The 24513-nt window shown below is 68.3% G+C and carries 17 protein-coding genes; 7 read left to right on the top strand and 10 right to left on the bottom strand.

Annotated elements, in window-relative coordinates; translation table 11 throughout:
• Positions 1-4: 4 nt before the first annotated feature.
• Both holA and holB read right to left on the bottom strand, forming a co-directional pair.
• Entirely contained in the window at positions 5-1327 is a 1323-nt protein-coding gene (holA, locus tag VD972_RS20270; RefSeq protein WP_324989444.1) for a DNA polymerase III subunit delta, read from the bottom strand.
• On the bottom strand, positions 1324-2355 hold the full coding sequence (gene holB, locus VD972_RS20265; protein WP_324989442.1) for a DNA polymerase III subunit delta': 1032 nt from the start codon (positions 2353-2355) through the stop codon (positions 1324-1326). The genes holA and holB overlap by 4 nt, the downstream gene beginning before the upstream one ends.
• Before the next feature lie 82 nt (positions 2356-2437).
• Here holB and VD972_RS20260 point away from each other — a divergent pair, with 82 nt between their 5' ends.
• From VD972_RS20260 to VD972_RS20245, 4 genes are all read left to right on the top strand, one after another.
• Positions 2438-3922, top strand: coding sequence for a mechanosensitive ion channel family protein (locus tag VD972_RS20260; protein WP_324989440.1), 1485 nt, complete (start codon positions 2438-2440; stop codon positions 3920-3922).
• A gap of 206 nt (positions 3923-4128) precedes the next feature.
• Positions 4129-6735, top strand: a complete 2607-nt coding sequence (locus VD972_RS20255) for a hypothetical protein (protein WP_324989438.1) — start codon at positions 4129-4131, stop codon at positions 6733-6735.
• A gap of 155 nt (positions 6736-6890) precedes the next feature.
• Positions 6891-8429: an ATP-binding protein gene (locus tag VD972_RS20250; protein ID WP_324989436.1), complete on the top strand. Its 1539-nt coding sequence runs from the start codon at positions 6891-6893 to the stop codon at positions 8427-8429.
• A 53-nt stretch (positions 8430-8482) separates the two neighbouring features.
• Positions 8483-8887, top strand: a complete 405-nt coding sequence (locus tag VD972_RS20245; RefSeq protein WP_324989435.1) for a hypothetical protein — start codon at positions 8483-8485, stop codon at positions 8885-8887.
• Positions 8888-8905: 18 nt separating this feature from the next.
• On the opposite strand, the gene VD972_RS20240 is transcribed toward VD972_RS20245, so the two are convergent.
• Positions 8906-10315 carry a glycosyltransferase family 1 protein gene (locus tag VD972_RS20240; protein ID WP_324989434.1) on the bottom strand — a complete coding sequence of 470 codons (1410 nt, stop codon included), beginning with the start codon at positions 10313-10315 and terminating at the stop codon, positions 8906-8908.
• 226 nt (positions 10316-10541) lie between these two features.
• Here VD972_RS20240 and VD972_RS20235 point away from each other — a divergent pair, with 226 nt between their 5' ends.
• On the top strand, positions 10542-11693 hold the full coding sequence (locus tag VD972_RS20235) for a CotH kinase family protein (protein ID WP_324989432.1): 1152 nt from the start codon (positions 10542-10544) through the stop codon (positions 11691-11693).
• A gap of 16 nt (positions 11694-11709) precedes the next feature.
• Here VD972_RS20235 and VD972_RS20230 read toward each other — a convergent pair whose 3' ends face one another.
• The 5 genes from VD972_RS20230 to tilS form a co-directional block, all read right to left on the bottom strand.
• On the bottom strand, positions 11710-13422 hold the full coding sequence (locus VD972_RS20230; RefSeq protein WP_324989431.1) for a M20 family metallopeptidase: 1713 nt from the start codon (positions 13420-13422) through the stop codon (positions 11710-11712).
• A 90-nt stretch (positions 13423-13512) separates the two neighbouring features.
• On the bottom strand, positions 13513-14904 hold the full coding sequence (gene glmM / locus VD972_RS20225; protein ID WP_324989429.1) for a phosphoglucosamine mutase: 1392 nt from the start codon (positions 14902-14904) through the stop codon (positions 13513-13515).
• Positions 14905-15059: 155 nt separating this feature from the next.
• Entirely contained in the window at positions 15060-16310 is a 1251-nt protein-coding gene (folP, locus tag VD972_RS20220; RefSeq protein WP_324989427.1) for a dihydropteroate synthase, read from the bottom strand.
• Between the two features lie 89 nt (positions 16311-16399).
• Positions 16400-18319 (bottom strand): ATP-dependent zinc metalloprotease FtsH, encoded by a 1920-nt coding sequence (gene ftsH / locus VD972_RS20215; RefSeq protein WP_324989424.1) that lies wholly within the window; start codon positions 18317-18319, stop codon positions 16400-16402.
• Positions 18320-18497: 178 nt separating this feature from the next.
• A complete protein-coding gene (gene tilS, locus VD972_RS20210) occupies positions 18498-19823 on the bottom strand; it encodes a tRNA lysidine(34) synthetase TilS (RefSeq protein WP_324989422.1) in 1326 nt (441 codons plus the stop codon).
• Positions 19824-20338: 515 nt separating this feature from the next.
• Here tilS and VD972_RS20205 point away from each other — a divergent pair.
• Both VD972_RS20205 and VD972_RS20200 read left to right on the top strand, forming a co-directional pair.
• A complete protein-coding gene (locus VD972_RS20205) occupies positions 20339-20542 on the top strand; it encodes a TIGR04563 family protein (protein WP_002638649.1) in 204 nt (67 codons plus the stop codon).
• Between the two features lie 8 nt (positions 20543-20550).
• Positions 20551-20796, top strand: a complete 246-nt coding sequence (locus VD972_RS20200; protein WP_324989409.1) for a TIGR04563 family protein — start codon at positions 20551-20553, stop codon at positions 20794-20796.
• 21 nt (positions 20797-20817) lie between these two features.
• Here the strand turns inward: VD972_RS20200 and VD972_RS20195 are convergent, their stop codons facing one another.
• Entirely contained in the window at positions 20818-21648 is an 831-nt protein-coding gene (locus VD972_RS20195; protein ID WP_324989407.1) for a 5'-nucleotidase, read from the bottom strand.
• On the bottom strand, positions 21648-24479 hold the full coding sequence (locus tag VD972_RS20190) for a TonB-dependent receptor plug domain-containing protein (protein WP_324989405.1): 2832 nt from the start codon (positions 24477-24479) through the stop codon (positions 21648-21650). Before VD972_RS20190 ends, VD972_RS20195 begins: the two co-directional genes overlap by 1 nt.
• Positions 24480-24513 lie beyond the last annotated feature (34 nt).

The following is a 24513-nucleotide window of genomic DNA, read 5'->3' as shown; positions in this document are numbered from 1 at the left end:
GGGCTCAGGCGGGCCGGGTGCAGAGGCTCCAGAGCAGGCGCTCGATGACGAGCTTCCCGCTCGCGGAGGACTTCAGCTCCAGGTCCGCCTCCGCGCAAGCCACGAGCCCGCGCAGCAGCTCCCGGCGCTCGTAGCGCGCCGCGGCCTGCATGCTCAGGAACGCGGCGTAGGGGTGCGGAGCGCGGCCCTTGGCCGCCTTCGCCTCCTGCTCGATCTTCGGGAAGATGCGCGCCTTGAAGTCATCGAACGAGCGCGGCGCCGTGCCTTTGGCGTACTGGCTCAGCCGCTCGTGGTTCTCCAGCAGGCCGCGCACGATGGAGGCCACCGCGCCCAGCAGCTGCAGGGCGTGCGTCCCCTGCCCCATCGCGTCCTCGGCGTAGCCCAGCGCGCCCTTCAGATCTCGCTTCTGGAGCGCCTCGGACAGCTCGAAGTACTCCTCCTCGCGCGCGTGGTGCACCAGCAGGGCCACGTCCGCCAGCTCGATGGTGGCGCTGTCTCCCGCGTAGACGGCCAGCTTCTCCAGCTCCGACTGCAGCAGGCGGATGTTGCCGCCGACGCGCTCCTTGAGCTGCTCCAGCGCCCCGCGGCCCAGCTTCTTCTTGAAGGGCGCCAGGAACTCCTGGGCGATCTCCGTGAGATCCAGATCCTTGTGGCGCGCGGCCACCTTGCGCTCGACGAGGTGGCCCTCGTCCTTGGCCAGCTTGAGCAGCGGGCTCTTGGCGTCCACCTCCGTGGCAGCCAGCACCAGCGTGTGGCCCTTGGGCACCCCCTTCTGGAAGAGCTCCAGCAGCGCCGAGGCGTCCCCCTCAGGCGCGCTGATGCGCTCCTCGCGGCAGAACGCGGCGGCCTCCTTGAGGAAGGCCAGATCCACCTCGGCCAGATCCACGTCCAGCTCCTCCTTCCACTCCTCCACCGAGGGCGCCCCTGGCGTCCCCGGATCGAGCTGATCCACGCCCCACCCCGCCCGCGCCGCCAGCGCCAGCAGCCTGCGCGCCCCCTCCTTGCGCTTGCCCGCCTTCCAGGCCTCGCGCGCCTTGCCCAGCGCGTCCCCGCGCCCCTTCTTCGGCGCGAGGAACTCGGGATCGCGCACCAGCACCACCTTGCGGCCCGGGAAGAGCGGCATCGTGGCCAGCTCCTGCGCCACCTCGCGCGGAGAGGCGGCGTCCAGCACCGCGAAGTTCAGCCCCATGGAGGCGTCCGGCACGAGCGCCTTCACCAGCTCGTCCGCGCCCTTGCGCACCAGGAACTCCTCGCCCCACAGCAGGTACAGCGGAGCCACCTTGCCTGCCTTCACCTCCGCCAGCACGTCATCCATCTCCGCGCTCACCGAACCTCCCGCATCAGCCACTCCAGCAGCATCCGCTCCAGCTGGAGCCGGGGGGAGCCGTTGCGTGCGATGGCTCCCAGCGCACGATCGATGAGCCAGGCGCGGCGGTGCAGCTCCGTCTCGGACAGGCGCGCCGCCGCCGCGCGCGCCTGCTCCTTCAGATCCAGGTTCGCCAGCCCCTCTGCCCCCGCCTTCAGCAGCGCCACGTCCCGCGTCCAGAGAGACAGCAGCGTGAGCGCCTGCTCGGCATCCTCCCGCGAGCCGCCGTACTCCTCCGCGAAGCGCAGCGCGGGCAGGGCGTCGTCCGGCCGGAGCGCCTCGAAGCGGGTGATGATCTCCTTGCGGTGGGCGAGCCCCTCCACATCCAGGCTCAGGGCGCGCCCCAGGCTGCCTCCGGCCATGACGGCCGCGAGCGCCGCTGTCTGCGGATCCAGCTTGCGCTCCTGCTGCACGCGCTGGGCAACGAGGTCCACCGGCAGCGGGCCAAAGTGCACCTTGCTGCAGCGGCTGCGGATGGTGGGCAGCAGCCTGTCCATCGCGGCGGCGACGAGGATGAGCGTGGTGTCCGCTGGCGGCTCCTCCAGCGTCTTGAGGAAGGCATTCTGCGCCTGATCGTTCATCCGGTGGGCCGAGGCGATGATGGCCACCTTGCGCCGGGACTCCAGGCCGCGCAGGGAGAGCCGCTCCTGCAGCCCGCGGATCTGCTCCACGCGGATGTCCCGGCTGGGCGTGCCGGTGAAGTCCGAGCGCCCTGCCAGCCCCCGCGCCACCCGCTCCTCGTCCGGCATCACCCACGTCACGTCCGGGTGGAGCCCCTTGGCGATGCGCAGGCAGCTCGTGCACGTGCCGCACCCCAGCTCGGGCTGCTCCGGGCAGGTGAGCGCCTGGGCGAGCCCTATGGCAGCGAGCTCCTTGCCCACGCCCTCTGGCCCGGCGAACAAGTAGGCATGGTGGACCACGCCGCTGCGCAGTGCCGCCTGGAGTGCATCAATCGCCCGGGGCTGTCCGACCACGGTGGCCAGCGTCATGGTGCGTGTATCCCCGGTCGCGCCCTAGGCGTCAACCGCCTGCTTGACCCTCGTGGATTGGCTCGGTCAGAGTTTCCCTGTCTTGGTTCCCTTCCTGCAGAGCAATCTCTCCCTGGTGGTCGGAGCTGTGCTGGTGGTCCTGCTGCTCGGGCTCCACGCGGCCAGCGGGGACAAGGATTTCCGGCGAGACCTGCGCGGCGCCATCCGCTTCCTGATCGCGTTCGTGATCTTCCGTGTGGCGGCCTGGGCCCTCCCTCAAGAGGCGCCGAGCTCGTTGGCGAAGCTGGTCCACGTGGGGTGGATGCTCACCTTCGCCTTTGGCGTCATCCGCGCGTGCGTGTCGGTGGCGCTGAAGGTCATCCGCCTGCGCTCGCCGGTGGCGACGCCGAAGATCCTCCGGGACGTCGTCAACTTCGTGCTGTACGGGCTGGCGGCGCTGCCCATCCTCCAGGCCCAGCTCAACCTGGATCTGGGGGGCCTGCTGGCCACCTCCGCGGTGCTGTCGGTGGTCATCGGCCTGGCGCTCCAGGAGACGCTGGGCAACCTGTTCGCGGGCCTGTCGCTGCAGCTCGAGCGGCCGTACCAGGTGGGAGACTTCATCCGCATCGGGGAGTACACGGGCCGGGTGATGCAGATCGGCTGGCGTGCCACGCGCATCATGACCTTCCGGCGCGAGAGCATCACCCTGCCCAACAGCAAGGTGGCCAAGGACGTGGTGCAGAACTTCTCCTTCGCCTACGAGCCGGTGGCCATCGACATCTATCTCCGGATCTCGCTCGAGACGCCGCCCAACCAGGTGAAGGTGGCGGTGCTGGACGTGATGAAGGAGGTCGCCACGATCCTCCAGGATCCCGCGCCGCAGTGCCGAACGTGGGCGTTCGAAGACTCCGCCATCCGCTACCAGCTGCGCTACTGGGTGGCGGACTTCGCCCAGGCCGACAACACCATGGAGGAGCTGTACACGCGGCTGTGGTACCGGCTGCGGCGCGAGGGCCTGGAGCTCCCCTTCCCCCAGCGCGTGGTGCACATGCGCAACGACGCGGCAGCCCGGCCCGAGTTCTCCTCCGAGACGGTGCTGGAGCTGCTGCGGGCAGTGGATCTCTTCTCACTGCTCACCTCGGAGGAGCTGGATCAGCTCCGCCGAGATCTGGCGGCGCGCCGCTTCGGCAAGAACGAGCGGGTGATCGAGGAGGGCGAGGAGGGCCACACCTTCTACCTGGTGGTCTCGGGCGAGGTCTCCGTGCGCACGGGCAAGGGACAGGAAGTGACGCGGCTCAAGCGGGGCAGCTACTTCGGAGAGATGTCCCTGCTCACGGGGGAGCCTCGCGCGGCCACGGTGGTGGCGGTAGAGGACTCGGTGCTGCTGGAGCTGGGGCGGCCTGCGTTCGCCCGCCTGTTCGTGTCGCAGCCGCGGCTGGCCCGTCAGCTCTCGGCCTTGCTGGCCCAGCGGCGCACCCAGCTGCGCGCGGTGGCGGAGGCCGGCGGGGGTGGCGTGGATCCCGCTCCCGAGGCGGGGCGCATTCTCGGCCGGCTGAGGCAGATCTTCGGCTTGTCCGCGCAGGACTAGCGCACATCAGGGGTTCACGGTATCCCAGAGGCTCGTAGACCAGGTCCTTGTCCCTCGGTGACCTGGGTGGAGGCACTCATGTCCCTTGGCATCCGGAGCTGCGTGACCGCGGGTCTCGTCTTCGTGTCGCTCGTTGCCTCGCCTCCTGCCATGGCCAAGGCGCCCCCTCTCCCCCGGGACCCGCCCGCCCCGCCAGCAAGCAGGCGATGATCGTGCCCGTGCCGGGCGCTCCCGGGCACTACGTGCAGCAGCAGCAGCGGGCCCACACAATCTTCACGGACCTGGGTCTCACGCTGCAGCTCACTCCCCCAACGGGCCCCACCCGGGAGCTGCATTGGGGAGTGGCCAGGGCGCAAGCCGTGCTACCACAGCCCCTCGATCCCCAGGAGGCCCGGCTCAACATGCTCGTGGGGCCGCGTGTGAACTGGAAGACGAACCTGCCCACCTGGGGAGCCCTGTACTACCCGGCTGTGGCCCCGGGGGTGGACCTCTGGTTCGAGGCGCGGGAGGGCGGCGTCCAGTACAGCCTGCGCGCCGAGCAGGGCGCGGACCTGCGCCAGGTGCGGCTCGAGTGGCGCGGAGCCCAGGAGCTGCGGATTGCCGGGAACGGACGCGCGCTGGAGGTGAAGCTGGCGGACGGGGAGCTTCGCGAGGAGGGGCTGCACTGTGGGCAGGAGGCCGCGGATGGCACTTCGCGCGAGGTGCCCTGCCGCTACCGGGAGGTGAGCCTCAAGGGCACGAACCTCTGGGAGTACGTCATCGAGGTGGAGGTGGATGAGCCCGGCCGCCCGGCCTGGGTGGATCCCACCATCCAGTGGAACACCTTCGTGGGCGCCCAGGGAAACGACGCGCTCGAGAACATCACGGTCATCCTGGGAGCAGCCATCGCCGGCCAGTTCTTCTTTGTCGGCTCGAGCGGCAGCGACGTCCAGGCCCCCATTGACCCCACGCCCCCCGGCGACAATCTCCATGTCCCCTCGGCTCGCTCCGATGTGGTCGTCAGCCGGCGCAACGCCGATGGAACCGTCCTCTGGACGAGCCTCATCGGCGGCACGGGGGACGACTTCGGCAGGGCGTTCGCCATCGGCGCGATTGGGGACGTGTTCGTCGCGGGCACCACGACCTCCACGAACCTCCCACCAGGGCCTCAGGGCGCGACGCACAGCGGCGGAAGGGACGGCTTCATCGCTCGCATCTCCTCGGGCGGCGACACGCTCCATTGGATCCAGTACATCGGAGGGCCCGGGGACGAGGAGATCTACTCCTTGACCCGCGGACAGGATGGGAAGCTGTACGCCGCGGGCTCGACGACTTCGTCGCAGCTGTCTGCCTCGGACGCGGGCCCTTCCCGGGGGAGGCGGGATTTCTTCGTCAGCAGGATCGATGCGTTCACGGGGGCCGTGGAGCGCAACATGGTCCGCAGTGGCAGCCTCGATGAGGAGGCCGTCTCCATCGTCGCCGGTGAGCCACCCGGCAGCGGCGCGCTGCTGTATGTCACCGGCTATACCGAGTCGCCTGACTTCCCCCTGGGGATCGCCCCCCGCACCGCCAACAGCCAGACGGACGGTGGTAGAGAGGCAGTGGTCCTCAAGCTAAACGAACAGCTCGGCACTCCAGTGTGGGGGACCTTCATCGGAGCTGCTTCCGGGGCGGATGACGGCAGAGGGGTGATGTACGTCCCGGAGACCCAGCGCGTCATGGTGGTGGGGACGACGCATGGCCCGGACTTCCCCAACTCGTCTCCCTCCGGCTCCGCTCCGCAGGGAGCCAACGCGTTCCTGGCCGCCTTCGAGCCCGCCACCGGCGACAGGACGTTCTCCACCCTCGTGGGGGGCTCTGGGGACGACGAGGGGCTCGCCCTCACGACCGGTTCCTTTCGGTCCATCTACATTGGAGGGAAGACCACTTCGACGAACCTGCCTGTCCCCTTCGGGTTCGACTCTCGAGCCAACGGGACCGAAGGTTTTGTCATCCGCCTGGCCCCGGACATGACTCTGGACGGAGGGTTCGTTCCGGAGTGGGGTACCTACGTCGGCGGCTCACAAGAGGATGAGGTACGAGCCCTTGGGGCAGGCCCGAACAACGAAGTGCTCCTCATTGGAGGAATGACGCGCTCGTCCGACATGCTGCCTCACCAGCTGCGCACGGTCGACGCTCCCTACAGGGGTAACGAAGAGATGTTCCTCATCTCCCTGAACGCCCAGGATCTCACTCCGCCGCTGGGGCTGGTCAGGGACGGAATCAGCGGCGACACCGACATCGAGACGAACACCCAGGCGGTGGTGGCCAACTGGCAGTTCGTGGACCGCGAGAAGGCAATCACGAACTACGAGTTTGGCCTGGGCACCGTCCCTGAATGCGCCGACATCGTGCCCTTCCACTCCGTGGACCTCGCTGCGTCCATCTCGCGGAGTACGGCCCAGCTGGAGATCCCCCCTCTCGAGCCCGGCAGGTGGTACTTCGCCACCGTGATCGCGCGGAACGAGCTGGGGCTGAGCAACAAGGTCTCCTCGGACGGCTACTTCCTGCTGCTCCCGAATGGGGGACCTAACCCGATTCCCCTTGCCCCCGCCCTGGGAACTCCTTGCCCAGGAGAGACGCCGGATGGGGGCCTCCCCGACGGGGGAGACGGGGGAGCGGATGCGGGCCCCAAGCCTGACCCCGATGGGGGAAATGGCCAGAACGACGGCGGCTCGGGCCAAGAGCCTCCTTTGGGCTGGCCCTGCGGCTGCGACACGACGAGCGGACCTACGGGCCTGTTGCTGCTCGTGCTCCTGGCATTGGGACTCCGGGTGGCCCGGCGCGCGAGCTAGAGCTTCAACGGAGCACGATGTTGTTTCGGTCAGCAGCGCAGTCAATCCGACTCAGGAGGTATGGTGATCCTTGAGAGGGATGGGTGAACTCTTCCCCTGCTCCCGGCCGTGACGAGACACGTGCCCGTCGGGAGTGACAGGGGGTGTCTGGGAACATGAGCACCGAGAGCACGTGGGCCGAGCGTCTGGTGACGCAGCAGCTCGGGTTTCTCGAGATCATCGAGAACATCCCCGATGTCATCGTCATCGTCCGCGAAGACGGGGAGATCCGGTTCGCCAACGCGCATGCGGCGCACACGCTGGGAGCGCCCTCGGCGAGCAGGCTGATGGGCAGGAACTTCATCGAGCTGCTCGCGCCGGAGGATCGGGAGCGCTGCCGGGAGCTGCTCGCGGAGCGCCAGGCCCGGCCAGCGGACGGCGGGTGCGCGGTGCTCCGGCTGCTGCGGGAAGGCCGGGAGCCCGCGGTGGTGGAGGCCTCCCTGCTCAGAGAGATCGACCTCGACGACGAGCGCTCGCTCCTGCTGGTGGCGCGGGACATCACCGAAGAGCAACAACTGCGCCTGCGGTTGCAGTTGGCCAACCAGCTCGCCTCCGTGGGCACGCTGGCGGCGGGGGTGGCACATGAGATCAACAACCCGCTCTCGTTCGTGTCCGCGGCGCTCGTGTTCGTGCAGGAGAGCATGACGGAGCTGGTGACACACCCCGCGCCGGAGCTGTTGTCCGAGGTGAAGCAGTCCCTGGTGGAAGCACTGGAGGGGACGAACCGCATTCGCGACATCGTTCGAGACCTGAAGACGTTCTCGCACAGCGCTCCAGAGGTGGGACAGCAGGCCGATCTGCGCGCCGCGGCGGGGTGGGCCCTCAAGGTCACCGCGCACCAGCTGCGCCACCGCTGCACAGTCCGCCAGGAGCTCAGCGCCGTGCCGCCTGTCGCCGGAAACGAGGCGCGCTTGGGCCAGGTGCTGGTGAACCTGCTGATGAACGCCGTGCAGGCCTTCCCGGAAGAGCGCACCGCGGAGAACCACCTGCGCGTCGCCACCTTCACGGAGAGCGGCAAGGCCATCGTCGAGGTAGAGGACAATGGCCGTGGCATTCCGCCCCAACACCTGGCGCACATCTTCGATCCGTTCTTCACCACCAAGCCCGTAGGACAAGGCACAGGGCTGGGGCTCGCGATCTCCCACGCCATCGTGTCGGAGGCCGGCGGAGAGATTCAGGTGCGCAGCCACAGCTCGACCGGTACCTGCTTCCGCGTGGTGTTCCCCTCGGCAGCGCCGGCGCCCGCGCGCGGCGAAGTCACCGGCCCCTCGCCCCAGCCCTCGCGCGCCCTGCGGCTGCTCATCGTGGATGACGAGGCATCCGTTGGCTCGGCCCTGAAGCGAGCGCTCAGCCGGAACCATGAGGTCGTGACCACTACCGAAGCGCGTCAGGCCCTGGAGCGGCTGCGCCAGGGGGAGCGGTTCGACGTGATCCTGTGCGACCTGATGATGCCGCACATGAGCGGAATGGAGTTCTACCGGGTGCTGCAGGAGCAGTTCCCCGCCATGGCGCGGCGAGTGGTCTTCATGACCGGCGGCATCTTCACGGACGCGGCGCGGGCCTTCATCGCCCAGGTGCTCAACCCCATGGTCGAGAAGCCCTTCGATCGCGACCACATCGAGGCCGTGCTCTCCCGGCTCGCGCCCTCGGACTGAATGCCCCGGCGGATCCTCCGTCAGACAAGACAACACGACGGAGGAACTCGCACATGGCTCTCAAGATCGGCTTCTTCTCCCTGGCTCTCGGCGCGCTGCTCCTCGGTTCTACCGCTCAAGCGGCGGACGCCCAGGCCGAGCATGACGCTTCCAGTGTGGTAGCACGGGACTTCCGCGGCCCCGGCTGGGGGAATGGCTCCAACGGCGGCCACGACAACCGCCGGGCGCCCCCTGCGAACCAGAATGGCCGCTACGAGCTCCGGATGGTGAAGAAGTGGGTGGAGGGCCACTACGAGCAGGTGTGGGTGGCGGAGGACTGCCGAGGCGGCTCGCGGCGCTACGTGAAGAAGTGCGAGGGGGGCCACTATGCGCAGAAGTGGGTGCCTGGGCGCTACGAGCAGCTGGAGCAGTGGGTGTGGGTGCCCTCGCCGCGTCACGGCGGCTACCGGAGAACGTAAGCGCCGCTCCCTCCCGCATCATGCGCTCACAGCCTGGGGGACGGTGCGCTCCTGGCTGCGCTCGGGCACCACCCCGCGCGAGCGCGCTAGGAGATCCTCGAACAGGACCTGCGAGCGCTCTCTCCAGGTGGGCCACGAGAAGTCTGTCGGCCGAAGGCCTTCATGGAGCAGCTGCTCCACCTTCCCGCCCAGCTCTCCTTCCCGGTGGATGTCGAAGAATATCGCATGCGCCCCGACCAGCTCACGAAACACGGGGATGTCATTGGCGAGCACCGGAGTCCCCTGCGAGAGGGCCTCGATGAGCGGGAGCCCGAAGCCTTCGGCCTCGGAGGCCTGGATCAACCCCGCCGCATCCCGGTACAGCCCGGTGAGCTCCTCATCGCTCACGTTGTCCCGCCAGATGAGCGACGCATGCAGGTGCGAATGGCCACGCAGCGTCTGCAGGATCTGCTCGTTCTTCCATCCACCGCTCCCTGCGATGACGAGCTGGACCCGGACGTCGCGGCGCCAGAGGGCCTCGAACTCCGCGAGCACCTTCAGGTGGTTCTTCTTCGGCTCAATCGACCCGACCATCAGGAAGTACGGAGGCGCCCGGCGAACCGCCTGAGTTGCCGTCTGCGCCTCCTGGGGAGAGGCGAGCGCGTGGTCCGAGAACCCGCTCCCATGGTGCAGGATGGTGCTGCTGGGAAGGCTCCGCTTGAACCTGCTCGCGTTGACCGCGGTCACAGCCCGGCGGGTGGCCTCTGAGACGTAATAGATGTGATCGCTGTGGCTCAGCACCTCGAACACCCAGCGCTCGAACTGCTCTCTCCACGGAGACTCGTAGAACTCCGGGTGGGTGATCGGGAGGATGTCATGCACCAGCGGGCAGATGACGAGCCCTCGCTGCCGCAACTGCATGTAGTGGCCTGGCGGGGTGTCATGCCAGTACGCGGGCATGAAGAGGACATCGCCCGGCTGGAACTCCACGCGCCGCCCGAGGGAGTCGTTGACGAGCCGCTTGAGCGAGAAGTAGCCCTTGCGAAAGCCGGCATGGAGCACGTTCCGCCAGAGATCGAAGAACTCGAACGAGAAGAGCCAGCTGGCGAGCCGGAAGAAGGGAACCGCGCACGAGACGGCGAAGAGCCGCAGCACGTGCAGCATGAAGTACATCCCCGACCTGAAGAGCTGGAGGAGGCTCCCGAGGCTCGGCTGGCGACGGAAGCGGCGGAGGTTGCTCCCGACGAGAAAAGGGCGTGCATCGATGAGCTCGCCATTCTGGAGGTACACCGGGAGGAGATCGAACCCGAGCTCGCGTCCGAGCAGGTACCCCTCCTCGAGGTACGCATAGGCCACTCGCGGGATGCCTGTCACCCGGGTGCGGTAATCCACCAGCGAGAAGTCGACAAAGATCCGAGGTCTGCCACGAACCTCCACCTCTGGTTCCATTCCGGGCCGCACGGCTCCCCCCTTCTGTCTGCGCGCCGTATGTCTACGAGAAGCGCGGCGGGGCTGTCAGCGAGTGCTCCGTGGACCTATCCACTCGCGTACACCTCTCCCGGACTTCTGACACTGGCAAAGGTCCGATCCCGTACTTACGTGGCGTTGGACTGACTCCATGCCTACTTCTCCCTGAGCCATGCTCAGGATGCGAGGAGCCATAGGAGTGCTTGCGGTGGCACTGCTCGCGGCGCTGCCGGCCTGCACTCAGGGGGCAGCGGCGCTACCGGACGCCGCGGGTCCGGCGCGCGCCTTCGATACCCGCGTCCTCCACCTCATCTCCATCCAGGTGGCGTCCGAGCACCTCGCCGCGCTGGAGCAGGACCGCGAGCAGCGCGTCCCGTGTGACATCTCTATCAATGGGGTATCTCTGCGCAACGTGGGCATCCGCCAGAAAGGGGGGAGAGGCTCGGTGTCCTCCCTTGCGGGGAAGCCGGGCTGGAGCTTGAAGTTCGATGAGTTCGTCCGCGATCAGACCTATCAGGGGCTGGACCGGCTGCTCCTGAACAACTCGATCCAGGACCGCAGCCTGCTCAATGAGCACCTCGCGTACGAGCTCTACCGCCAGGCAGGGCTCGTCGCTCCCCGAAGCGCGCACGCGATGGTGGTGTTCAACGGGAAGCCCCTGGGCCTCTACGTGATGAGGGAGGCCTATGAAAAGACCTTCCTCCGAGCGGAGTTCGGCGACGGCCGCGGCAACCTCTACGAAGGCCCCTGCTGTGTGGACTTCGCCGCTCCACAGGGAAGCCCCGCCCTGCTGGACCTCAAGAACGAGCAGGAGGAAGAGCGGACTCGCAAGGATCTGGAGGTGCTGGCCACCGTTGTCGAGCAGACCCCAGATGACACCCTGGAGCAGACACTGGAGGCCGTGCTCGACGTGGAGGCCTTCCTCACCAGCTACGCCCTGGATGCGGCGCTGGCGCACTGGGACGGCTACTCCCTCAACCTCAACAATTACTACCTCTACCACCGGCCTGGGGATGGGCGCTTCGTCTTCCTCCCCCATGGAATGGACCAGCTGATGGATCGGCCAGAGCTCGATCCGCTCCAGGTACCTCGGGCCCGTCTGCCTCAACGGGTGCGGGAGCATCCGCGCCTGAACGCTCGCTTCCGCGCGCACCTGAGCCGCGTCGTGACGGACGTCTGGAGCAATTCGGCGATGCGGAACCGCGCCGACGCAGTGCAAGCCCTGCTCGAGACCGCGCCCCATGACGACCCGCGGGTCCGCCAGGAACTGGAAGACTTCGCGACGGCCTTCCCCGTTCAGCTCGAGCGATTCAGCGCCCGCCGCACCTTCCTCGAAGAGCAGCTTGGGCCCACGCGATGACACCCCACTGCGTCGTTCACGGTCTCCCTTTGTCGGCAGCAGCCTGGGAGCTGAGAGGGACCTCCGTGTCATCGAGCAGCAGCTCGAGCGCGCCCAGGTATGCGCGGTAGGTGGGGCCAAGAGTGGAGACGTCAATGGCCTCGTCTGGCGCGTGGATGTTCCGGTAGCGCACCCCGAAGCCGCACGTGGCGGGAATGCCCTGCGTGGCGAGCAGGTTCCCCGTGTTCGAAGGGCCCGCGATCTCCAAAGGTATCGGTGTGCCCCGGACCTCCTCGACGGAGCGCTGAAGCGCCCGGGCCAGCCCGGACTCGGGGGACAGGACGTATGCGGGCCAGCCTGGGAGCACCTCTATCTCCGTGGAGCGCGGCCCAGGTCGTGCCTCATCCACCTTCCGCACGGCATCGCGCACAAGCGCCTCGGCGGCGGCGGCCTCGAAGACCGGCGTCAGGCGCAGGTCCACCTCCACGATGGCGCTGTCCGGCACGAGTGCGAAGTCTCCCCCTCCCCTTACCCCTGTCACCGTGAGCTTGGGCGGCAGCGGGAAGTCCTCGCGCATCTGCTGCGGGAGCGGGGCCGCCTCCAGCGCGCGCACCAGCAGGGCTGCCTGGCTCAGTGCGTTCGTCGCCTTCCGGCGCCCGGCCCCCGAGTGACCCGGCTCCCCATGCACCCGCAGGCGGGCCCGCCAGAAGCCGCGGCTGCCGATCATGATGCGCTCGTCTCCCGGGTAGCCGATGAAGACTCCCGCCACACCCTCTGGCCGCCGGGCCAGCCACGCCCGCATGCCTCCCAGCCGTCCCGTGTGCTCGTCCGCATCGAAGAGCAGCTCCACGGAGCCCTTGCCGAACAGCCTCCTGCGATGGAGCGCCGCGGCGATGTGGCAGAAGATGGCCACCGCGCTCTTGCTGTCGCCGCTCCCCCGCCCGTGCAGCCACCCATCCTGGAGCAGGCCCGAGGCCGGTGGGTGCGTCCAGCGCGCCTCGTCTCCGTAGGACGCCGTGTCCAGGGGTGCGTTGAGCACGAAGCTGGGACTTCCCTGGCCCACTCGCGCATGCAGGGCGACGGGCTGCCCGCGCTCGTCCATCAGCACTTCACTGGAGACCCCCTGCCCATCCAGCCAGTGACGAACGAGGGTAATGGCCGAGTCATAGGCGTCGAGCCCTCCTCGGCTGGGGGTCCGTACCAGCTCCTGGAGCAGCCGGAGGATCGACTCGACCGGAGCCGTGCTCTGGGCGAAGGCCTCCAGGCTCTCTCCCGGCTGCAGCCGATAGCTTCGAGCCATGACCCGGTTGCGCTCCACCTCGTAGACGGACATCCCCTGCTCTTCTCCCGGCAGTCGGATGCCCAGGTTCTGCAAGGCGATCAGCGCCTGGTAGAGAAGGTTCGGATCGCGCTCCAGGTGGTGCTCCAGCACCTCGTCGAAGAGGGGCTTCAGCCCTGGGTAGTGCAGCTTTCCCAGAGCCCACACCGCCAACCCCGCCGACGGGTGCTCCATCCATCGATGAATGAAGCGAGTCAGCGCGTCGCGCAGCAGGTGGACTCCTGCCTCGGAGGTCTCCTGGTCGATGACCTCGGGCGGCCACCCCATGGAGCGTGCGAAGTCCTGGGGATCCTGCGTGGCGGACGACAGGACCGCCTTCTCGAAGAGGAACGCCGCGTTGAGGAGCACCTCCTGGGCGCTCTCGGGCGGGTCGTTCTCGAGTGCATCAGACAGCTGCTCGTAGAGGCTCATCACCCGAGAGCCTACTGCCGCCAGGCCCTCCCACACATCGAGCGTGAGGCCTCATCCCCCTGGGGAGTCCCCCGGAATGAGCTGCTGTCGTCAGTTCAGGGCCTTGGAGAGCGCCTCGGCGATCTCCTTCGCGTAGGCCTCGTTGCGCGCCCCGTCCTCGCCCTCGATGAGGATGCGGACCTTGGGCTCGGTGCCGGAGAAGCGCACCAGCACGCGGCCGTCGTTCCCCAGCCGCTGCTCCACACTGTGGATGGCCTTCATGACCTCGGGCAGCTCACCCAGCTCGCGCTTCTCCCTCACCACCACGTTGAGCAGCGTCTGCGGCACCGGCTCGAAGATGGAGGCCAGCTCGCTCAGCGGCTTGCCCTGCCGGCACATCACCGCCAGCAGCTGCAGCGCCGCCAGCGTCCCATCACCCGTCGTCGACTGATCCAGGAAGATGAGGTGACCGCTCTGCTCGCCGCCCAGGCTGTAGCCGTGCTTGCGCATCTCCTCGACGACGTAGCGGTCCCCCACGCGCGTGCGAGCCACCTTCACGCCCCAGCGCGACACCGCGCGCTCCAGGCCGATGTTGCTCATCACCGTGGCCACCAGCGTCTTCTTCTTCAGCTGCTCGCGCGCCACCAGCTCGCCCGTGCAGATGGCCATGATGGCGTCGCCATCCACCACCTTGCCCTTCTCGTCCACGACGATGAGCCGGTCCGCGTCCCCATCCAGCGCCAGGCCGAGGTGCGCCCCGTGCTCCACCACCGCGCGCGCCAGGCCCTCCGGGTACAGCGCGCCGCACTTCTCGTTGATGTTCTTGCCGTCCGGCGACACGCCCAGCGAGATCACCTTGGCGCCCAGCTCCTCCAGCACCGAGGGCGCCGTCTTGTAGGCCGCGCCGTTGGCACAGTCCACGACGATGGTCATGCCCTCCAGCGTCAGCTCGCGAGGGAACGTGGCCTTGAGGAAGACGATGTAGCGGCCCCGCGCATCCTCCAGGCGGAACGCGCGGCCGACGTTGTCCGCCGTGGGCCGGATGGTGTCCATGTCGCCCGTGGACACCAGCTCCTCCAGCTTCGCCTCCGTCTCGTCCGGCAGCTTGAACCCGTCCCGCCAGAAGAACTTGATGCCGTTGTCCTGGTATGGGTTGTGGGAAGCGGAGATCACCGCGCCTGCATCCGCGCGCATGGAGGTGGTGAGGTTGGAGATGCCCGGAGTGGGCAGCGGCCCCGTCAGCCACACGTCCACGCCCATGGAGGTGATGCCCGCCGCCAGCGCCTGCTCCAGCATGTAGCCGGACAGCCGCGTGTCCTTGCCGATGATGACGCGGTGCCGGTGCGGCCCGTTGCGGATCAGGTACGCGAGCGCTCGCCCGAGCTGCATCGCCACCTCGGCCGTCATCGGGTGGACGTTCGCCACGCCCCGCACGCCGTCCGTGCCAAACAGCCGCTGCGACGCCCGCTCCTCTTTGGGAGACATATTCATCTTGTAAGCCATGTGTGCCGCCTCTCACCTTTTCCCGCGCCGGAGCACCTCCGGCATCCCGCCCGAGCGCCTTATACCGCGCGCTCGACACAGGCTCGAAGCTAGGAAGTCAAACGCCTCGGGGCAACCATGCCAACCATGCGTATTCCTTGGGATCACCTGCCCCTTCAGCCACCCACCTTGGTCGTTGCGTAGAGCGCGCCTCCGTCCGAGGCGGCACGGATGGCCTCTGTCACTGCCAGCGTGTCGCGCGCCTCCGCCACGTCGTGCACTCGCACGAAGTCCGCGGCTCCCAGGGCCGCAACCGCCGCGACCGAACCGAGGGTGGCGGCCAGACGCTCGCTCGCCGGCTTGCCCCCAGTGAGCGCGCCAAGGAACCCCTTGCGGCTGGTTCCCACCAACACCGGCAACCCCAGCATCCGTAGATCACTGAGCCTCCGTAGCAAGAACAGGTTGTGGCCTATGGACTTCCCGAACCCGATACCCGGGTCCACCAGGATGGACTCGCGAGCCACACCCGCGGCCACTGCACGTCCTATGCCGTCCTCCAGAAAAGCGAGCACCTCGTCCAGCAGATCCTCGTAGCGCGGTGCATTCTGCATCGTCTGCGGGGTGCCCTGGATGTGCATGAGGCAACACGCCGCGCGGGCCTCGGCCACCACGCGCGGCAGCTCCGGATCGAAGTGGAAGCCGCTGATGTCGTTAATGAGCACGACACCCGCCTTCAGCGCCTCGCGCGCGACAGCCGCCTTGGTGGTGTCCACCGAGAGGGGCACCTGCGTGCGGGCGCGCAGCCCCTCCAGGACGGGCAGCACGCGGGCCAGCTCCTCCTCGGTGGAGACGGGCTGGGAGCCTGGCCGGGTGGACTCGCCGCCCACGTCCAGCACGTCCGCACCCGCCTCTGCCAACCTCAGCCCGTGCGCGATGGCCGCGTCCGTGGAGGCATACCGTCCCCCCTCGGAGAAGCTGTCCGGCGTCACGTTCACCACGCCCATCACGAAGGTGCGCGAGCCAAAGGTGAACGTACGCCCACCCAGCGTGAGCGGCGCCGGCGCCGCCACCACGCCCAGCGCCCGAGTGAGCACCTCGGCCAGCCCGGAGAGCTCCGAGTCGGCCCTGGCCGCGGCGATCAGCCGATCGAACTGCTCCCGCCGTCCCGCAAGCATCCCGCTGCCCAGGCGGGTGCGCGGATCCCCGGCGACATAGGAGGGGTACTCCTCCCGCCCAGGAGCCTCGGAGGCCTCGAAGAGCCCCTTGAGGAAGCGCCCCTCCACGCGCGTCAGCCCCGTGAGCAGGAGCCGGTACTGGGGCACCTTCTCCAGCAGGTACTCGCGGGCGGGCGTCGGCAGCCCCATCCGCCGGAAGGCGAGCGCGAGCTCCTCCGGACGCTCGGCAAGCAGAGGGTGGGCGCGGATCATGGCGCGGGCTCCAGAGAGGCGGCGAAGAAAGAAGAAAGGCCCTCCCAGCACGGAGCAGGGAGGGCCTGGGTTCTACCGGAGCAGCAGGCTTACGCCTTGTTCGGCTCCATCTTGGGGATCGCCTCGAGCGCGTCGAGGATCTTCCGCTTGTCCTTCTTCTCGGTGGACTTGGGCGGCGGGGCGGTGACGCGCGGGGGCGGCCGCTCGCGGGTGAGGGCTCCGCCCTGGAGGAGGATGTTCACGTCCTCGGCATCCAGCGTCTCGTACTCCACGAGCGCGTCAGCGATGCGCTGGAGGACTTCCTTGTTCTCCGTGAGCAGCCGCTTGCCGTTCTCGTAGCAGCCCAGGACGATGCCGCGCACCTCGGCGTCGATCTGCCGCGCGGTGTCCTCCGAGTAGTCCTTCGTGGCGCTGAAGTCGCGGCCGAGGAACACCTCACCCTCGCTCTTGCCGAAGGCCAGCGGCCCAAGCTTCTCGCTCATGCCCCAGCGGCACACCATGGCGCGCGCCGTCTCCGTGGCGCGCTCAATATCGTTGGCGGCGCCGCTGGACATCTCATCGAACATGATCTCCTCGGCGAGCCGGCCGCCCATCGCCATGGTGATCTGATCGAGGATCTGCTTCCTGTACCCGTTGATCTTGTCCTCGGTGGGCAGGCTCCAGGTGACGCCCAGGGCCTGGCCGCGAGGAATGATCGTGACCTTGTGGAGCGGATCGCAGCCGGGCAGCAGCTTGGCCAGCAGCGCGTGGCCAGCCTCGTGCACCGCCGTGTTCCGCTTCTCCTTCTCCGTCATGATCATGGACTTGCGCTCGGGGCCCATGAAGACCTTGTCCTTGGCGGCCTCGAAGTCGCTCGTGTCCACGCGCTCCTTGTTCTGCCGCGCGGCCATGAGCGCCGACTCGTTCACCAGGTTCTCCAGGTCCGCGCCCGTCATGCCCGGAGTTCCGCGGGCAATCACCTCGAGGTCCACCTCGGGGGCCAGCGGCACGCGCCGCGTGTGCACCTTGAGCACCCCGAGCCGGCCCTTCAGATCCGGCCTCGGCACCACAATGCGCCGGTCAAAGCGGCCGGGGCGCTGCAGCGCCGGATCCAGCACGTCCGGGCGGTTGGTGGCCGCGATCAGGATTACTCCCTCGTTGGACTCGAAGCCGTCCATCTCCACCAGGAGCTGGTTCAGCGTCTGCTCGCGCTCGTCATGACCGCCGCCCAGGCCCGCGCCACGGTGGCGGCCCACGGCGTCGATCTCATCGATGAAGATGATGCAGGGGGCGTTCTTCTTGCCCTGCTCGAACAAGTCACGCACGCGGCTGGCACCCACGCCCACGAACATCTCCACGAAGTCCGAGCCGGAGATGGAGAAGAAGGGCACGCCGGCCTCACCGGCCACCGCGCGGGCCAGCAGCGTCTTGCCCGTACCCGGCGAGCCCATCATCAGCACGCCCTTGGGGATGCGGCCGCCCAGCTTGGTGAACTTCTTCGGATCCTTGAGGAAGGCGACGATCTCCTCCAGTTCCTCCTTGCACTCGTCCGCGCCAGCCACGTCGGCAAACGTCACCTTGTTGTGGCTCTCGTTGAGGAGCTTGGCCTTCGACTTGCCGAAGGTCATCGCCTTGCCGCTCCCACCCTGGAGCTGGCGCATGAAGAAGATGAAGAACAGGAAGAGGAAGACCACCGGCATCCACTGGCCGAGGATGGTCAACCACAGGTTGTTCTGCTCCTCCTTCTCGTACTTCACGTCCACGCCCTTCTCTTGGAGCGTGTTGAGCATGGAGGTGTCAGCCACGGGGCCGGTCGTCCGGAACCGTGTCTTGTTGGGGCCGTACTCGCCCGAATAGATGTTGCCCTTGACCGATAGGGCTCGGACCTCCTTGTCATCCACCTTCTTCAGCAACTGAGTGAAGGTGGGCTCCTCTACCTGGTCGCTGCCTTGAGAGAAGAAGTTATAGAAGGCCACGAACAGGACGATCAGGATCACCCAGAGGCCGATGGTCTTGTAAGTCGAACGCACGTGTCTGCTGCCCTTTCGATGCTCGGCGGATGCGGGCCGCGCTGGAAAACGCCCAGCTAATTCAACAATTTGGGCCGACGCATGGCGAGCCGCCCTGCTTCGGACCGTATCAGCAACAGCAAAAAGCCCTCAACTATTTAGGGGTACGCGGCCATCCCTCATCCGCCCCGTGATGACTCTATAACGGACCGCTACCCCCGTTGCTTGGGCTCGGGGGAAGCCCCCAGAGCGACTGTCCGGAAAAAACCTTGCCTTCCGGCGGCACCCAGAGACCTGGGACCCAGAGCAGCTGCCCCTCCGCGTCCGTTACCACTGGATGGAGATCTCGACGCTCGGCGGGGACCCGGAGGTCCACGAAGAGGTCCTGCAGCTTTCGCGAACCCCCAGCCCCCCGCACACGATCCCCTGGCCTCCGCGTCCGCACGGTGAGCGGCCAGCGGAGCTCCTCCGGGAGCGGCAGGCAGAGCGCTCCCTCGGGCCCAGGCGTGGGGCCAACCATGAAGCGCCAGCCCGTCCCCTCCAGCACCCCCGAGGCGCCCTCTCCCCTCAAGGAGAGTGAGCTGCGCACCGCGGCCCGTGGACGGCCACAGCGCACGGTCCCGCCCGAGGCGCGGAGCTGAAGGCCATGGCTCAAAGTGGCAGAGCGCCCTCGGCCCACTGCATCCAGCGCCCGTCCGAGCGTGGCGTCATCCACTGTCGCTCCGTGCTCGTAGAGCAGGCGCGCGAGCACCCGGCGCCGCAGCGGAGGCTCCAGCGCGCGGACTCCCACCGCGTCCAGGCCTCCCCCGGGCAGCACGAGCCTCTGCCAGGCCGTGGCCGCCAGCTCCTCCAGCAACGCATCGTCCTCGGCGGCCAGCCGCGAGAAGGAAGCCAGCCGCTCCACCACCGAGAAGCCCGCCGCTCGAGAGAGCGCAGGCAGTGCGTCCCGCCGGACCCGAACGCGGAACAAGCGAGGATCGGCATTCATCGGATCCGTCAGGAAGCCCGTGCCCTGCTCCTGGAGGAAGGCCTCGAGCTCCTCGCGCGTGCGCTCCAGCAATGGACGAACGAGCATGCCACGCCTGGGCAGGACGCCTGCTGCTCCCCGCAAGGCCGAGCCTCGCGCGAGCCGCATCAGCAGTGTCTCCGCCTGATCAGAAGCCGTGTGCGCGGTGGCCACCGCCGCGAGTCCCCGCTCGACGCGGAGGGCCTCGAGCGCCTCGTATCGGGCAAGGCGCGAGCGCTGCTCCACGCCCGCTCCGAGTCGCAGGTGCAGCTGCCGCACATGACATGGCAGCGCGTGGAGTACAGCCAGCCGCTCGACCGCTCGTGTGTCCTCTAATGCCTCGGGCCTCAGACCATGGTCCAGGGTGGCCACCTCCACCGTGAGCCCCAGCCGTGCTCGCACGAGCGCCGTGCCGGCGAGCAGCGCGGTGGAGTCCGCACCGCCGGACACCGCCAGCAGCACCGAGCGTCCCGCGAGCCCGAAGCGCCGGTAGGCGGCCTCGAGTGTCAACGTGATCAAGTCCGTGTCGCGGCCAGTGCGGGGCATCGAACAGAAGGGGGAATGGTTTTTCCGGCGGCTGCGTTTACCCATGCGCCATCGGTTGAAGGTACTGGGGGTGGTTCTTATGATCTCCCTACCGGATTCAGGAGCGGAATGGGGGGCGCGCCCGCCGGTGTTGAGAAGGATGATTTTCAAGATTTCATGGCGTTGGGCCTAGGGGTCCCCCCCCTCCCCCTCTGGGCCCACGGGACCGCAAGGACTTGTTCCTCGCGGTCCCTCTTTCCGGAACGCCCCGGGCCTCGCTTTCGAGGCCCGGGGCGTTTCCCTTTTGGGCCTCCAGCACGTTTTGCGCGCGGGTTCCAGGGATTTCACGTAGCCACGACGCTTCTACATGGGGCAGAAAGGCTGCGCGGTGTCACACCCTCGGCTTATGAAGGGGAGTCGTTGAAACCGTTGACCCGCTGGGGCGTCTGTCGGATAACCCCGCCAGTGTGTCTCAGGTCGTCACCTCGCATCCGCTCCGGAGACTCGGTATGGCTGGCACCGACAAGCGCAAGCAATCGCTGTACTTCCCCGAAGAGATGTTGAAGGAAATCCAGGAGGAGGCGACCCGGCAAGACCGCTCCCTTTCCTGGGTCGTGCAGCAGGCGTGGAAGATCGCCCGCGAGCGAATCAAGTCCTTCCCGGCCGTCAACGACGTCACCGGCGACGAACGCCAAGATCCTCGCGAGGAGTAGGAAACCGCATGTCCTCCACTGACCATCGTAAGCAAAGTCTCTACTTCCCCGAGGACATGCTCGAGGAGATCCAGCGCGAGGCGACTCGCCAGGATCGCTCGCTCTCCTGGATCGTCCAGCAGGCCTGGAAGGTGGCCCGCGGTGACATCCGCAAGATGCCCTCGGTCAATGACGTGCTCACCCCGGCCCCCAAGCCGGTCCCCGTGCCGGTAGCAGCGGTGGCGGCTCCGCCCGACGGTGAGCCCAAGCCCTGAGGGGCTGAGCCCGCCCGGCCCTCAGCGTGTGGGCCGGACGGGCCTCGCGCAGTTCTCAAAAACGATGCGCTCGGCCTCACGCAGGGGCCGAGCCTCGGTGGGATACGTCGCCCTCATGTAGGCAGCGACGATGTTCGAGTCCACTCCTCCCTCTTTCTGGGAGTAGACCGGGTTGCGGGCAGGGTCCTGTCCCGCGGTGCCGAAGATGGGCCCGTAGCCGTCGCCCCCTCCGAGCAGAAAGCTGGTCATGCCTACCCGGTAGCGGGCCACCGCATCCCCGCGGGGAGGCAGGGGCACCGGTGTGCCGCCCACAGTGAGTTCCCGCACCCGCTGGCCGCGTGGGTACTCGCAGTCCACGCGCAGCGTGGTGCTCTCGGAGACGTGGAGGAACGCCCCTGAGGGGTTGGGGACGGGCTGCCCGGCCGGGAGGAGCGCCCCCACCGAGTGCTCGAACATGTCCACCAGCTCCTTCTCCGTGAGGTTCACCGTGACGACCTGGTTCTCGAAGAGGAGCACCTCGTGGAGGACGCCGTCCGTCAGCGGGCCATGGGGCAGCATGGTGCGGGTGATGCACAGCCCCTCGGCGCGAATGGAGCCCCCGTTGACGACGCCCAGCACAGCCCGGAGGGAGGAGTCGTCCTCGATGTGCTGGTAGGAATCCGCCGCGAGCTGGCCCAGCGCGTGGTTGTCATGCCGGGCGAAGGGCCGCTCCAGGTAGATGTCCTCGCCCAGGTAGCCCAGCACGGCATCCGGATCGTCCACGAGGGGCTGGCACGGATCGTTGTAGGCCAGGCAGCCAAGCCCTGGGACGAGCGCGGTGGCCAGGAGAGCGGCGAGCGACAGGCGGTTCATCAGTAGCGAGCCCTCAGGGTGAGGTAGACGGACTGGCCCTCGCGCGGCAGCAGGCCCGGGACGCGATCCGGCCGGGGCACGTCGTCGCGCAGGTCATGGTCGAAGAGGTTCTGCGCCACCAGCGAGGCCTCGAAGTGCTCGGCGATGGGCTCGGTGCGCAGCTGCACGGTGATGAGGCTGTAGGCGGGGATCTGGTAGCGGCGGATCAGCTCCAGCACGGAGCGGGTGTTGTTGCGCCGCTCAGCGCCCGCGCGCACCACCACGTCGAAGTTCACCCAGTCGCCAATAGGCATGGACACGCCGGCGTTGAAGCGGGCCTGGGGGGTGTCAGTGAGCAGGCGCGACTGCGAGGGCAGCTCCAGATCCTCGGCGCGGAAGAAGGAGGCGTTGACCCAGGCGTTGGCGCGCTTGGAGGCCTCGAGCCGGGCCTCGGCCTCCACGCCAATCACGCGCACTCCCAGCTCTCGGTTGCGAAGCGGGACGATGTTGCCGGAGGTGTCCACGGGGATGATGGGTGAGCGGAAGCTCTCGTAGAAGAGGTTGCCACGCAGGCGCACGCGCGAGTCTCCCGCGGCCTGGATGACATCCACCCCCAGCTCCACGGTGTCCACGGTGGCGGGGCGCAGCGTCGGGTTACCCTCGAAGCGGCCCTGGTTGTAGTCGGTGTCGGGGATGCGCTCCACGAGCTCCTGGAGCGTGGGGGAGCGGAAGGAGCGCCCGTAGAGCGCCTTGAGCACGAGCGCGTCGGTGGCGGCGAAGACGAGGCCCGCGCGCGGGTTGATGCTGGGAACGAGTCGGGTGCCGGAGATGACGCCGGCGTCATCCGTGGTGGGCAGCTGGGTGGCGTCCACGCGCAGGCCGAAGGTGAGCGTCAGCGGGCTGATCACCGTCCACTGATCCTGGGCGAAGAACCCCAGCGTCATGCGCTGGGCGGCGGCCCCGTCGGCGATGTCCTTCACATTCACCAGCCCCGCGGGCGGGGCGAGCGTGGGTAGGACCCGGTTGTCGAGGGTGTAGTTCGTCTCGTACTCGTAGCTGGCGAGCATCTGCAGCTCGGCCACCAGGCCCACGGAGAGACGGTTGGTGTGGCCCAGGACCATGTCCGAGTCCATGCCCAGGCCCAGGGTGCGCACGGTGACGCGCGTCTGCTCGAGCAGGCCATCCGGGAAAACCTGGTCCGCCCCTTCCCCGGTGCGGAAGCCGTCCGGGGCGAGCTGGAAGAGGCGGTCGGTGTTCTGCTGATCCGCGTAGCCGCGCACGCGCAGGAGGATGCCGTCGGCCACGGCCCGCTCGTACTCGAGGTCCAGCATCGCCACCGTCCAGCTCAGGTCCGAGTCCTCGCCGACGGTGTCGAACAGCCCCACGAGGGCGGTCCGGTCCTCGGTGAGCAGGCGGATGGAGGAGTTCAAGCGGCCAGCCGTGCCGAGATCGTAGGACAGGCCGAGGCCAACGTTGAGGAGCAGGCGCTTGTCATGGGTGTTGCCGGCCGGCTGGTTGGCCTGACGCAGGTTCTGGTTGAGGGTGTCCTGGTCCAGCGAGTCGTTGACGACGGGTGAGGAGTCGCCCGACTGGACCCACACGTCCAGATCCCCGAAGAGACGAAGGCCCCCAGCAGAGACGGCCGAGGAGGCATGGGCGTCCAGCGTCGGGGCGAACGGCTCCTCGCCTCGCTCGGGGAAGCCGCCGCCCGAGACCGAGACACGCACGCCCTCGCTGCGATCGGTGACGATGTTGACCACGCCCAGGAACGCACCCGCCCCGTAGAGGGAGGAGCCCGGGCCCCGGATCACCTCGATGCGATCCAGGTTCTCCACCGGCAGGTTCAGCAGCGCCCGCCCATCGAAGAAGTTGTTGAGCCGGTGTCCGTTGAGGAGGAAGAGCACCTCCGCGTCGTTGCGCAGCCCGCGAATGGCGACGCGGTGGAAGCCCTGAACATCCCGGCTCACGGTGAGCCCGGGCACCACATCAAGCACATCCGCCACGGTCCGCGCACCGAGCGCCCGGAGCTGATCGCGCCCGAAGGACGCGGCGATGGCGGGCACCCGCGTCACGGACTCCGTGTGGCGCGTAGCGAGCGCGAGCGTGTCCTCCGCGCTGTAGAGGGCCAGGTCCTCCTCCAGCTCCGAGCGCGACGGGGACTTCGCTCCACCCAAGGCCTCCGGAGGCTCGAAGTTGATCGGCTCCAGGGGCTCCACCGGGGGAGCCGCCGGAGTGGCAGGGGGAGCAGGGTCGCTCAAGGGAGCGGGGGCGCTCGAGGGGGCAGGCCTGGCCGCGGCCGCGCCCGGGGACTTGCGCCCATTGGGTCGGGCGGGAGGTTCGGGCGGCTGCAGCTCGCTGGAGACATCGGCCGAGAGCACGGCCAGGGCTTCGTCGGGCTCAGGCTCCTTCTTTCGCGAGGTGCCCTTGGCGGGAGGAGCAGACGGCGGGGGTGCCGGTGGCTCCCGGGGCTCTACGACGGCCACCTTGGGGCGCGGGAGCTCTCCCGGGACGATGACGCGAGTAGGTTTGGCGTCCGAGTGGAACACGGGCACGCGCTCGCCCCCCTTGTAGACGGCCTCGATGTAGTACTCGACGCCCGGGGGGATCATGTGCTCGGCGGGGATGGCGCCGCGGTACAGATCGCCGTACTGCCGCTCCATGGCTGCCTCGGCGTAGGGCTCGCCCGGGCCACGGTAGCGGATGATCAGCTCCGTCGCCTTCCGGGCGTCATCTACCAGGGTCCCTTCGAGCCGGAGCGGCCGGTTGGGCTCGGCCTTGCCGGGCGCAGAATGCAACAAGACCGCCTGCTCCTCGGCGCGCGCGGGGGACGCCGCGAGGAGCACGACAGCCATCAGAGTCGTTCGTGCGAGAGCGGTCTTCAAGAGC

The sequence above is a fragment of the Hyalangium sp. genome, assembly GCF_035629615.1.
GTDB lineage: Bacteria > Myxococcota > Myxococcia > Myxococcales > Myxococcaceae > Hyalangium.
This window is presented reverse-complemented; position numbering and strand designations above follow the sequence as displayed.